10 protein-coding genes are annotated in these 13,145 nt (G+C 32.9%); 6 read left to right on the forward strand and 4 right to left on the reverse strand.

Annotation, left to right across the window (positions count from 1 at the left end; translation table 11 throughout):
* The 4 genes from HFD15_RS02530 to HFD15_RS02545 all read left to right on the forward strand — a co-directional run bounded on the left by HFD15_RS02530 (window position 1) and on the right by HFD15_RS02545 (window position 4,069).
* Window positions 1-1,491 carry a UxaA family hydrolase gene (locus HFD15_RS02530; protein WP_058205793.1) on the forward strand — a complete coding sequence of 497 codons (1,491 nt, stop codon included), beginning with the start codon at window positions 1-3 and terminating at the stop codon, window positions 1,489-1,491.
* Window positions 1,492-1,552: 61 nt separating this feature from the next.
* On the forward strand, window positions 1,553-2,410 hold the full coding sequence (locus HFD15_RS02535) for an aldose 1-epimerase family protein (protein WP_167593191.1): 858 nt from the start codon (window positions 1,553-1,555) through the stop codon (window positions 2,408-2,410).
* Between the two features lie 17 nt (window positions 2,411-2,427).
* On the forward strand, window positions 2,428-3,399 hold the full coding sequence (locus HFD15_RS02540; protein WP_167593190.1) for a sugar kinase: 972 nt from the start codon (window positions 2,428-2,430) through the stop codon (window positions 3,397-3,399).
* A gap of 22 nt (window positions 3,400-3,421) precedes the next feature.
* Window positions 3,422-4,069 carry a bifunctional 4-hydroxy-2-oxoglutarate aldolase/2-dehydro-3-deoxy-phosphogluconate aldolase gene (locus HFD15_RS02545; protein ID WP_098403404.1) on the forward strand — a complete coding sequence of 216 codons (648 nt, stop codon included), beginning with the start codon at window positions 3,422-3,424 and terminating at the stop codon, window positions 4,067-4,069.
* Window positions 4,070-4,442: 373 nt separating this feature from the next.
* Here the strand turns inward: HFD15_RS02545 and mngB are convergent, their stop codons facing one another.
* From mngB to HFD15_RS02565, 4 genes are read right to left on the reverse strand one after another with little or no spacing between them, the layout of a single operon-like run.
* Window positions 4,443-7,115, reverse strand: a complete 2,673-nt coding sequence (mngB, locus tag HFD15_RS02550) for a mannosylglycerate hydrolase (protein WP_167593189.1) — start codon at window positions 7,113-7,115, stop codon at window positions 4,443-4,445.
* 60 nt (window positions 7,116-7,175) lie between these two features.
* Complete coding sequence (locus HFD15_RS02555; RefSeq protein ID WP_058205789.1) at window positions 7,176-8,279, reverse strand: PTS fructose transporter subunit IIC; 1,104 nt, start codon at window positions 8,277-8,279, stop codon at window positions 7,176-7,178.
* A 22-nt stretch (window positions 8,280-8,301) separates the two neighbouring features.
* Window positions 8,302-8,616 carry a PTS fructose transporter subunit IIB gene (locus HFD15_RS02560; RefSeq protein ID WP_058205788.1) on the reverse strand — a complete coding sequence of 105 codons (315 nt, stop codon included), beginning with the start codon at window positions 8,614-8,616 and terminating at the stop codon, window positions 8,302-8,304.
* A gap of 1 nt (window position 8,617) precedes the next feature.
* Entirely contained in the window at window positions 8,618-9,073 is a 456-nt protein-coding gene (locus HFD15_RS02565; RefSeq protein ID WP_167593188.1) for a PTS sugar transporter subunit IIA, read from the reverse strand.
* A 200-nt stretch (window positions 9,074-9,273) separates the two neighbouring features.
* On the opposite strand from HFD15_RS02565, the gene HFD15_RS02570 reads away from it, so the two are divergent.
* Both HFD15_RS02570 and HFD15_RS02575 read left to right on the forward strand, forming a co-directional pair.
* Window positions 9,274-11,190: a transcription antiterminator gene (locus HFD15_RS02570; protein WP_167593187.1), complete on the forward strand. Its 1,917-nt coding sequence runs from the start codon at window positions 9,274-9,276 to the stop codon at window positions 11,188-11,190.
* Between the two features lie 927 nt (window positions 11,191-12,117).
* Window positions 12,118-13,077 carry an alpha/beta hydrolase gene (locus tag HFD15_RS02575; protein WP_058208290.1) on the forward strand — a complete coding sequence of 320 codons (960 nt, stop codon included), beginning with the start codon at window positions 12,118-12,120 and terminating at the stop codon, window positions 13,075-13,077.
* The last annotated feature ends 68 nt before the right edge of the window (window positions 13,078-13,145 follow it).

Consider the following 13,145-nt stretch of genomic DNA (forward strand, 5'->3'; position numbering starts at 1 on the left):
ATGAAAGATCTAATCTATCTCAATCCTCTTGATAATGTAGCAGTGGCTTTGCGCGATATTAAAAAAGGCGAAGGAGTTACTGATGGAGCTGTCAGTACTTTAGCTGTAACTGACGTCCCTCGTGGGCACAAAATTGCTCTGCGTGATTTTAAAAAAAATGATGATGTCACAAAATATGGGGCTTCAATTGGTCATGTGACTGAAGAGGTTGTTAAAGGCACTTGGATTCATTCACATAATATGAAAACAAATCTTGAAGGTGAATTGAAATATAGTTATGAACCTGATTTTAAACCTGTTACTTACCCAAAAGTAGACCGAACATTTAAAGGGTACCGTCGTGCTGACGGTCGGGTTGGAGTGCGTAATGATTTGTATATCGTGCCAATGGTTGGTTGTGTCAATGGAATTGCCGAAATTGTGTTGGAACAATTTAAGGAAAAACATCGTGGTGAGAAATTGCCTTTTGATAACATCATTATCTTAAAACATGAGTATGGTTGTTCACAACTTGGTGATGATCATGAAAATACACGCCGTGTTTTAGCTGATGCTGTACATCACCCAAATGCTGGCGGAGTTTTAGTCTTTGGTTTAGGTTGTGAAAATAACACCATGGATGCTTTCAAGGTTTTGGTCGGGAAAGTTGATCACAGTCGTGTCAAATTCTTGGTGGCTCAACACGTCAAAAATGAGCAAAAATCAGCCAATGATTTACTTGAAGAAATTTTAGAAGTGGCCAAAGAAGATCATCGTGAAGAGATTCCTTTATCAGAATTGAAAATAGGTTTGAAATGTGGTGGTTCAGATGGATTTTCAGGAATTACGGCCAATCCTTTGATTGGAATGGCTTCGGATTATTTCATTTCACAAGGGGCAAGTTCAGTTTTAACAGAAGTTCCTGAAATGTTTGGAGCAGAAAATCGGTTGATGGCACGTGCTGAAGATGAAGCAGTATTTACAGATATTGTAAATCTGATTAATAACTTTAAGCGTTATTTCCAAAGTTATGGTCAGCCTGTTTTTGAAAATCCTTCACCAGGTAATAAAGAAGGTGGGATTACCACTCTGGAAGATAAATCTCTGGGTTGCACTCAAAAATCAGGAACAGCTAAAGTGGTTGACGTGTTGACTTATGCTCAACCGATTCGTAAAAAAGGACTGAACTTGTTGCAAGGGCCTGGTAATGACTTGGTTTCAACCACAAACATGGCGGCAGCTGGCGTCAACATGATTCTCTTTTCAACAGGACGTGGGACACCATTTGGAACTTTTGTGCCAACGCTTAAGATTGCAACAAATAATGAACTTGGCCAAAAGAAAGATCACTGGATTGATTTTAATGCAGGGCGTTTATTTAATGAAGATAAAGAAGTGGTTTTTGAAGATTTTATTGAAAAAATTATTGCCGTTGCAAGTGGTGAAGCAACACGTAATGAAGAAAATAAATTTCAAGAAATTGCGATCTTTAAAAATGGAGTTACTTTATAAATAATTTTTCAATGAGAAACTTAACTGCTGTGTTTCTTTATTAGAATTGTGAGGAAAGAAAATGTTAGATATAAAGAATCAAAATTTAACTGTTTCTATTGATTCTCATGGGGCAGAACTGACTCATGTAGTAAATAATAAAACAGGTCATGAATATATCTGGAATAATATGGCTTGGGCTAAGCATGCACCTATTTTATTCCCTGCGATTGGGCGTTCCACTGATGATGAGTATCTCATCAATCGTAAGAATTATTCAATGCAGCAACATGGTTTTGTATCAGATTATGATTTTGAAGTGATTTGTCATCGTGATACAGAATTGATTTTGAGTTTTAAAGGAAATGAGGAAACTTTAAAATCTTATCCTTTTGCTTTTGAATTGAAGGTAAGTTTTATATTGAATTTGAATCAGTTAATGGTGAACTTTGAAGTTCAAAATTTGTCTGATAATATTTTGTCGTATTCACTTGGTTTTCATCCTGCTTTTAATGTTGAAGGCGACTTTGAAGATTATTCTTTGTCAATTGAGCCTGAGTGTGAGCAATTGACAAAGTTTGAAATTGTGAAGAATCCATTTCCTTATCGTTCAGGACTTGTGAAAGACTTGCCTTTTGCTGGTTCAACTTTTGATTTGAATCATCATATCTTTGATGAGGGCTTGGTTATTTTGGCAGACAAAGTAGATGCTGTTAAATTACAAGGTCCGTCTTATGCAGTTGGCATGGATTTGAGTGATTTCTCTCATCTTTGCTTGTGGACCAAAGAAGATGAAGAACTGCCTTTTATTTGTTTGGAACCTTTCTTTGGTTTGCCGGACAAGATTGACGAAAAACAAGAATTAGCAAATAAAGAAGAAAATGACAGACTTGTAGTCGGTCAAGTCAAAAAATATCAATGCAAATTGACTTTTGAATAATTGAGAAGGATTAAAAAATGGCAGAATTTTTAACCATTGGAGAACCACTGGTGGTACTTGCTTCGCAAGATATGGAGTTGTCTTTAGATAAAGCAAGTCATTTTGAAAAATTTTTGGCTGGTGCAGAGCTGAATGTAGCTGTAGGGATTAGTCGTTTGGAACATGAAGCGGCCTATCTCTCAAAAGTTGGGGATGACCCATTTGGAGATTTTATCATTGAGACATCAGCTAAGTCTGGCATTGATGTGAATCATTTGAAGAAAGATTCCAAATATCTGACGGGTTTTTATTTGAAAGAGCTTGTGAGTGATGGAGATCCTGAAGTTGCATATTTTCGTAAAAATTCAGCAGCGGCAAATTTTGCAGTTCCTGAGCTTGAAGATGTGGATTTGGCTGGGGTAAAGTTAGCGCATTTGTCGGGTATTTTTCCTGCTTTATCAAGTACGAGTCTTGAAACTTTCAAAGTATTTAATGCTCAACTGAATGAGGCAAATATTTTGACGGTTTTTGACCCAAATTTGAGACCGGCTCTCTGGGAATCTCATGAACAAATGGTTGATGTAACAAATGAATTAGCTCGTGGGAGTCAAATTATTTTACCAGGAATTAATGAAGGCGAACTCTTAATGGGTTCACGAGAACCTGAAAAAATTGCTGATTTTTATCTAAAGCAAAGTGATTTGACCCATACGGTAGTTGTAAAGTTGGGAGCAGATGGCGCTTTTGTAAAAACTAAGAATGACAAAAGCTTTACCGTTTCTGGTTTTAAAGTAAAAAAAGTTGTAGATACGGTTGGTGCTGGCGATGGTTTCGCAGTCGGATTAGAATCGGCTTTACTTGAAGGATGGCCAATCGAAGATGCAGTGAGTCGAGCTTGTGCTGTTGGTGCTTTGGCTGTTCGGAGTCATGGAGATAGCGAGGGTTATCCTACAAAAGAGGAGCTAATTGAGTTTTTCAATACTGATGACCGTTTTGGTCATTGTTATTAAGAAGAAATGGGAAGTACATATAATGCAAAGAATGGATATTATTAATAAATTAGTAAATTCTGGAGTGATTTCTGTTGTGCGTGCAGATAGTCCAGAAAAAGCCTTGAAAATTGTAGAGGCAGTTGTAGCAGGAGGAATTAAGTCTATTGAATTAACTTATTCTGTACCTAAAGCTAACGATGTTATTGCAGACTTAGTGGCTCAATATGCTGGAACAGATGTGGTTGTAGGTGCAGGAACAGTGTTGGATCCTACCTCAGCTCGTTTGGCTATAGTTGCCGGTGCTCAATTTATTGTTAGCCCTAGTTTTGATAAAGAAGTGGCTAAGATATGTAATCTTTATCAAATTCCATATATTCCAGGTGTTTTGACACCACGTGAAGCTGGAGAGGCTTTACGTTATGGGTCTGAAATTATTAAATTATTTCCTGGAGACATAACAGGTGCAGCAATGATTAAAGACCTCAAGGGACCCTTCCCTTATATTAATGTGATGCCTTCTGGAGGCGTTGGAGCAAGTAATATTGAAGATTGGTTCAAAGCCGGAGCAGTTGCCGTTTCAGCAGGTGGGGGGGTAACCGGTCCAGCATCCAAAAACGATTACAATAGTGTGACAGAGAATGCTAAAAAATTTATGGATGCTTTTTATACAATTAAATTTAAAGAATAAAAAAGTTGTAAGTATAATTGAACTAATGACTATAATATAAATTTAAGAAAAATATTATATGAATAGGAATTCATTCCATTGAAAGATAAAAATAGAAACTTTTAGAAAGGTTAGGTGAACTATTTATTTTAGAGCCATTTACTGAAACAAGAAGTGAAAATTAAAATAAAAATCAATAAAAAACTTCTAGCTAGAACAGCTAAAAGTTTTTCTTTATTCACATATGTAGTTTATTTTCAAAAAAGGAAGTGTTTTAATTGATTAATAATTAGTGGTATTTAAATTTTGATAATTGTTATAAGTCGATATATTGACCTCTATTGAGGTGTAATGAAACCCTTACTCATAACAGCATGAAGAGTTGTGGAATGCATTATTTTTTTAATTCGATATATACTGTTAATAGTTTTGCGTGGTCTAAGTCAGGTAGTTGAAGCTCAGTTGTTGGATTCAAAGAGATTTTTTTCTCTTCTTTAAGGTTAACTAGTTCTGCTACTTTAATGTCTTTATTGAAGAACAATCTGATTTTATCGTTTTGTTTATATTTTCCGTTGTAGAATCGGATAATAAACCCAGGACGACTCTCTGCTTTTTTAACAATACTCAGTACCCCATTATCTTGAGCATTGAATAGTGAATATACTAAAGGTAAGGATTTTGAAGGGGAGGTTTGTGTAAATTTAAGACGAGTATTTAGGTATTCTGCCTCTTGGTATAAATTGATATCTTTCAAGTATTCATTTACTTTATGTGAAAGATGATAAGTGGAGAGATTGCCTTGATAATATATTGCTGAAAAATCAAAAGTCAATTCCTTATGTAATTGAGCATCAGGGGTAGAAATTACAGTTTCTCCAGAAGCGCGACCTGGACGATATAAGAGATCTTCTTTTCCCATAAATCCATAGCTCCTAAAGAGAGTTAATCTAATAGTATTATAACTTTCTCCAACGATTTCATATTCTCTAACCCCTCTAGGAATTAAAGCAACTCCTCTATCATCGTTCTCTAAGCTTACAAAACTTTGGCATGTTTCAATTGAGATAGGGACTTCATTCCAAGATTCGGGATTTGTTTTCCATAGTTTCAATTCCTTTTCGCGAATTACGGGTCGTTTAATGACACCAAATTGTTGATCTGCGAAAGAAAAATTTGAAGGTATTTTGGAATCAAACAGCACACACATTCTATGGCTATCTATATTTTGGTTGTTTACTGTGAACTTAAAGTCAATGAAAGGTGTATTTTTTTTAAGTGTTACTCTAAGTGTTACTGGCAGTGAAACACTAACTTTTCCTGCTTTTCTCTCCTCTAGATTTTTAGGAACTAAAAGTTTGTATTCTAGTTTAATCATACTCATAATTGAAGAAGTAGACACTTTTACTTTAGGAGTGAAATCAGAAGAACGGATGACTTGATCTTTTTTAGGTGGAGAGTAGTTAAAAGAATCCCCGTCCTCCCCATTCTCTTCAATAACTGCTTGATTTTTATATACGAAATTCGTTTTTTTATCTAGTATATCAATAGTATTAGAGTTATTTAGTTCTATTTTATAAAATTCATTTTCAATAAAAGAATCAGACGACTTAGTTAATTTTTTAAGAGAAGAAGCATGTAAATCAATGTGAAACTGTTGATATCCGAACGAAGGAACGTTTTCTAATTCACACGCAATATCTACTTTATATACTGTTTGTGGTTTGTAGTACTTTTTGGAAGGATCAAGGATATTTCCTTGACCTAGAATATAATGAGTTTGATCTTCGTATCTTAGGATTGTAAAATCGTAAGGTTTTCCTTCGGAATCTTTTATCGAAAAATCTAAACTTGGAACGTATAAACTAGTTTCAAAAATCCCCGATTTTGAGGAAGAAGTGGTATTAAAAGCAGTAATTGTGATGTCTTCTTGGTTGTCAATCCGAGTAGAAATTTCTCTTAATTTTAATTCTACTAAATTTTCTGCTAGGTCATTTGCTCTTTTATATCTAAAGTAAACATCTTCATTAGTTGTATCTGAAACGCATGAGCCGATTGAATCGTGTGCTGCATTTTCAAACATTAGTTTCCAAATTTCTTTAATTACTTCAGTCGGATATTCAAAACCTAAACTATAAGAAATTGACAAGATCGGCTCTAGTGTGTTGACTAGGTAACTTTGAATTTTAGTATTTAGTGCTTTTAAATCTGACCTAGATGAGAAGATAGATTTATGGATTCTCATTAATTTCCCATTGAGTAGTTCACCAGAAATTTGTTCCAATTCAGGATGGTGAGATTTAACACTATCTATGTAGTTTTGAAAGTTGGAAACTTCAAATTCCAAATCTTCATAATTATGGTTCATATGTGTTATGAGTTCTGGTAAGTTCTCACGTGGAGGGGCCTGGTCGAAACCATTTGGAAGTAGTACATTTTTTGTAGTGCTCCTAGACCATAATTTGTTGAAAGGTTCTTCAAGTAAAAAGTTAGATAGGTGTTTAGGGTCTTCTGGTATTTCTCCACCTATATAATATCCTGAAGGAATTTGATAAACGTTTACGCAACTCCCATCCTCACCTTTCCAAGTATATTCAGTATGTTTAACATCATCATCACTTACTCCTCGCCAGAAAAGTGTGTCTTCTATACCAAATTCTTTATATATTTGAGGCATTGCCGCCGATTGTCCAAATGAATCAGGAACATATCCGATATTCATGTATTTTCCGAATTTATCAGAGATTTCCATTCCGTACTGCATATTTCTGACTATGCTTTCTCCAGAAATCAACATCTGATCTGTTTGTGTATACCAAGGGCCAACAATTAATTTTCCATCTTTAACGAGTTTCCCGATTCTCTCTTTATCTTCAGGTTTCCAAGATAAGTAATCATCTAGCAAAGAGGCTTGTCCATCCAATACATAATAATTATAGCCGTTATTTTCTTCTAGAAGTGAGAGGACTTTTTGGAAATTATTCATTAAATATATTTTAGAACGACTAGTTGTAAAATACCATTCTCTATCCCAATGAGAATGAGGGACCACATGTACTTTCTTTTTCATCTTTTCTTCCTATCTTATATAACAATCGCTTATTATTAGTATGAATGAGCGATTAATTTATCATTGTTCAAAACTAATTTCAATATCATCAAGATTAATTTCACCTTTTGACGAAGTTTCAGTATCATTAAAATTCACAATTAATGGAGCAACAAATCCAATGAATGCAGCTCCTACAAACAACCCAATTAGGTATGCCCAACCATTTCCTACGGTAAAGAATCCATAAACCCCTCCGACAGGTGGCATTTTTGCATACATCCCTAACGCAATTCCTAGGCCGGAAGCAAGAGCTCCTCCAATCATGTTAATAGGCATAAGTTTCAATGGATTAACCATGGTAAATGGAATTGCACCTTCAGTAATACCGATAAAGCCCATAACATAGTTATTACGACTAGCGTCTAGAAGTTCATCACTCATTTTGTTCTTATGGAATAATGATGCTAAAGCGTAACCCATTGGAACGGCACAAATTGCGACATTTACAATAATAGCTGGGAGATAAATCCCTTCTGTTAACAGGACGTTTCCAGCCATCCAAGATGCTTTATTAATAGGCCCACCTAAATCGGAGCCAATCATAGCACCCATAATAACTGCAAGAAGGACTTTATTAACATCATTTTCGATCATACCTTTTATCCATGCCACAAGACTAGTGTTTACCCAGCTAAGAGGACCAGATAATATTACTCCCATAACAAGAGCAACAATAAGAGTAGCAAATAAAGGGAAGACTATTAGTGGTAAAACTCCAGTATATTTTTCTGGGACTTTAATATATTTTTTACATGCAACAACAACATAACCTGCTAAGAATCCGGCAATCATTGCTCCTAAAAAACCTGCATTTGTACTTGTTGCAACTGCCCCTCCGATTAATCCAGCACCGAGTGCAGCCTTATCTGAAATTGAGTAAGCGATAAATCCAGCTAACACAGTATTAATTAATCCTATACCAGTCCAACCTACTTGCTCAGTTAAATAAAGAAAATGCTCGATCCCAGTTTTGGTTGCATAAGGGTCCAAACTTGTAATCCCCATAGCTAAAGCAATCATTTTAGGTATAGCAATCACCAAAGAAGCACCAATAATCATTGGTAAAGCAAAACTAATTCCGGTCATTAAATGACCTTTCGCTGTATTTAAAAATTTTTTCATTTTATATTCCTTTATTATATATTTATACTTCCTTAACAGCTTGAATACATTTTTTTAAGACCGCTTCAGGCGCTTTAATACAAGTAGCAATGTTTACTCTTATTTGTTTCTTGTCATTAAAGCGTTCCTGATCTATAATTTTTTGATCAGTAGCTAACAAAACAAAATCAGCATTTTTAATCTCCAAAGGTAATAATTTATGAACTTGTCCTAAAGACCCTTGTTGCTCAATTCTTACTTCAATTCCTAATTTTTGTCCTGCTTTTTCTAGTGCTTTTGCGGCCATTGGTGTGTGTGCTAGCCCTGCAGGGCATGATGTTATTCCAACTATTTTCATATCAATTTTCTCCTTGCATTGCTTTAGAAATGGATTTTTCCAAATCATTTATATTTTTAGTATTTTTAATTAGCTCTGTAAATTCTTCTTCTAACAATAGAGTAGCAATATTACTAATCATTTTTAGATGCTCTGTTCCTTCATATTTCAAAGGCACAAGAAGGGCAAATACATTGGAAATTGGTTTGCCATCAAAAGTTTCCCATTGGATAGGTTGAGAGATCTTTAGAAAGATAACAGTGGGCTTTTTGATAAAATCAGCTTTCGCATGTGGGATAGCAAAGCTATCCTGGAGACCGGTTGAGACTTCTTTTTCTCTTTCTAATAAAGCGTCAACTAATTTCTGTTCATCGTCAATAATATTTTTTGACAAGGCATAAGAAGCAATGTATTTAAAAAGTGATAGTTTGCTATCTACGTTTACATCAAGTAAAATATTATTAGTTTCAAATTTCATATGTTTCTCCTTAATTTATTTGGATACAAATAATATATCACAATACGTAAGCGCTGTCACTAACATCTTTTTCCATATTAAAATGGAAAAATGAAGAAATTTTTATTTAAGACATTTCCGATTTTACTGGAAAAAAGTTAAAAAAAATAAATGATTTAATGTGTTAAAATATGGTCATACATAATTTAAATGGGAGGCATATGATGAAGCTCAGTTTTCAAAGATTAGACGATATTTTAAATTATTTGATTACTCAAAGTAGTCCAGTCACTCTTGATGCTTTGAGTAAATTGACGAAAGTCTCAGGCCGTACAGTGAGATCTGATATTAAATCTATTAATGAACTAATTTCAAAACAAGGAGCAGAAGTTTTTTTAATTAGAAAAAAAGGATATCTTTTGTCTTATCATAATAAAAAAATTTTTGAAGACTTTTGGAATAATAAAGATACAGGGACTTTTCTGTTTACAAGTTCTGAATCTCGGGTACAATACTTATTAAGGCTTTTTCTAACCTCTGACTCTTTTATTACACAAGATTTTCTCCTAAGTGTGCTATTTGTCAGCACAAATACTCTGTATAATGACTTTCGTACAATAAAACACTTACTAGCTGATTATCAACTCAGTATAGTTAATAAAAGTAACCTGGGGTATCGTTTAGAGGGGGAAGAGATAGACATTAGAATGGCAATTAATCAACTTATTTTTCAAGAAAATTTAACGGATTTTATAACTGCTTCAAATACCAGAGAGAAGGACTTGTGTTTGAATATTGATTTTCAGAAATTTTCATTATTTTTCGAAAAATATTTAAATAAGATCGTTCAAAAGGATTCGGATTATTTTCACAAAAATGCCTTTTCAGGTATTCTTTTAAGCTTTAGTAGAATTAAAGAAAAGAAAATAATTAATAACTTTGATTTGAATCCCAGTTTGAAGGAAAAAGTTAAAAAAGCGATTTTAGATTTCTTAAGAGCTTCGGAAGATGAGTTCAAAATAGTAATCCCAGAAGTTGAACGAAGATATATTATTTATCTTCTTACAGAAAATTTTCCAAATCTCCTCTTCGACAATAACAATAAAGAAAATATGCTTTTAGCAAAACAAATCGTCAATGATGTGACTTTTGATTTATTTCAATTAACTAAATCTAGATGGACTTTGGATGAAGGCTTAAAACTTAGTTTAATTGACCATTTCAATAGACTTTTAAATATACATCAAATAAAATCTACTCGTAATAACCCTATATTAGATGTAGTGAAGAATGATTTTCCTTATCCTTTTGAATTAGCAATTTCACAGGTACAAAAAATAGAAAAAAGATACGATATTTCCCTTACTGAGGATGAAGTTTCTTACATAGCATTGTATTTTGCCAGTGCAATTGAAAATAGTAATGATAATGTATTAACCATTGCTGTTGTTTGTGGCACTGGAAAAATATTAAGTTCAATTATTGAAGGTAGAATAAGAAAAAAATTTCCTTACACTTTTTCTGAAATAAAGAAGTTATCATATTTAGAATACGAAGAATTAGAAAATAAAAATAAATATCAAATTGTTGTCACTACAATCCAAAATAAAAACTTGGCTAAAAAAAATGTAATTTTTTTTGATAATTCCAATTTGGATAAATCATTTAAAAATATAGAAAAAAGAATAAAAGAAATAAATCTAATAACCATTTCAAATAGGCATTTTAATCCCTCACATTTTATGGTAATCGAGGAGAAGAAGTCTAAAGAAACTGTTTTGGAAGAAATTTCTAATATATTATATAAAGATAAAAGTGTTACCGTAGATTTTTTTAACGACCTGCTCGCTAGGGAAGAATTGTCCAGTACAGTCATTAATGATTCTATTGCCTTACCACATCCTCTAAATGATAGTGTTATTAAAAGTACAATATTTGTGGCAGTTGTTCCAAGAGGGCTTGAGTGGGATGAAAATACAAACGTAAAATTTATCTTTCTATTAGCAATTAAGAGCAATGAAGTTGAGGAGTTACAGAATGTTTATGATACCCTTTTAGACTTTATTTATTCTAATGATAAGCAAGAAAGTTTAATAAAAAATCCTAATTACAATAATTTATTAAATATTTTCACCTAAAATTAGTTAAATTATAAAAAGTCTGGGATGAAATTAAAATAGGCTATTCTTACCCATCGTTTGTTGAAAATATTTTAAGAAAAGAATAGGATTTCGATTGATAATGGAAGTTTGATCGTCCACTTAATAAACAAAAACTAAAAGTCATGATTACTATAGAAATCACGCCTTTTAGTTCTTTAGTAGCTGCGGTATTGTTGGTTTTAGCGCCTAAATATCGCCTGTTTTATTTTAAATAAAAAATTTTGTAATCTTGGTATGTCGGTAATATTGGGACAAAATAGTCTGGTAAGAGTATAAAAAAGAAGATCTCTAACGATCTTCCTTTTTATTTATTGTGGTTAAATAACAACTTCTAACAAAAGAGTTAGAAGTTGTTATTTGTTCACATATCGTATTTTCAAAAAAGAAAGTGAAAAAGGCAGTGTTTCAATTGGTTTATTAGGATTTATTATATATACTTCATATCAAGAAAAAAATATCATAAATAAAAATATATAGCAGATTTGCCATATATTATACTGTATGCTTTAGGAAAGGGAAACTTTGGGGAAGTCTCTCGATATTTGCAATCTTTGTTTCAGTTATAGTAAGAGTTGAGAGTAATAATATTAAAATCATTTATATTCATAAGTTGTTTTTATTTTACTCCATTCCGTAAAAGGATTCTAAAATACATTTATTTCAAATTAGTTTAGTTGATTTAAAGGTAATTTTTCTTTCAAATCACTAAATCAATTGGTTGATAAAAAAGCAATGCATATTGTTTTTTTATATCATTTTTTGGATAGACTAGCTTTAGGAAGAACGAGAATTATTGTATGGCAAAAACACCATTTTTGTAAGATTATTACTAAATAATATAAGAAGTTGCAGAAAAAGAAATTTTAATATTACAATGGTAAAATAAAAATTAAAAGGAATTTTATGAAAAAAAGGAAAAAAATTATTGCTTGGATTTTAGTAGTTTTATCCGTTGTTTTGGTCGGTGGCTATTTTGCAATAGGAAACTATTTTTATGACTTAGCTGTTAACGCGCATACCAATAAATCTTTTCTAACTGCCGGGAGCAAGCAGAAACCTCTTTCTAAAAAAGAAGAAAGAAAAAAGGAAAATAAAGCATTTTTAGCGGATATAAAATCCGACGCTTGGTATGTTACCTCCTCTGATAAGTTGAAGTTGAAACTCTATGCTGCGGATTATAAGCAACCGACTAAAACAAATAAATGGGCTATTGTTGTTCATGGGTATGGTGGACAATCGACCGATATGGCAAGTTGGACACGTCATTTTTACAATAAGAATTATAATGTTGTTACGCCAGATTTAAGAGGACATGGTAAAAGTCAGGGTGATTATATTGGTATGGGCTGGGATGACCGTAAAGATATGTTGCTTTGGATTACCAAAATTATTCAAAAAGATCCACAGGCAGAAATTGTCTTATTAGGCGTTTCTATGGGAGGAGCAACGGTGATGAACACTTCAGGCGAAAAGCTTCCCTCTAGTGTCAAAGCAATTGTGGAAGATTGTGGGTTCACATCAACAGGTGATGTTTTTGCCTATCAATTAAAACAATTATATGGATTACCAAAATTTCCAGTTCTTTATGCGGCAAATACCGTTGTTAAAATAAGAGCTGGCTATGATATCTTTAAATCTTCGACAATTAAACAAGTAGCCAAAAGCAAAATACCAATTTTGTTCATTCATGGTGATAAAGATACTTTTGTTCCATTTAAAATGTTAAATCCTCTCTATGATGCAGCAAAAGTTGATAAAGAAAAGCTGATTGTTCATGGAGCGGGTCATGGAGAATCAGAAAAAGTTAATCCAGACTTATATTGGAGCCACGTTTGGGATTTTGTTGGAAAATATATGTCTTAATTGATTACAAAAAAGTCCTTTTTTAAAAGGACTTTTTATTTTTGCTAATGTATTTTTTGAAGACAATT

The sequence above is a fragment of the Lactococcus sp. EKM203L genome (genome assembly GCF_011800585.1).
Lineage (GTDB): Bacteria > Bacillota > Bacilli > Lactobacillales > Streptococcaceae > Lactococcus > Lactococcus lactis.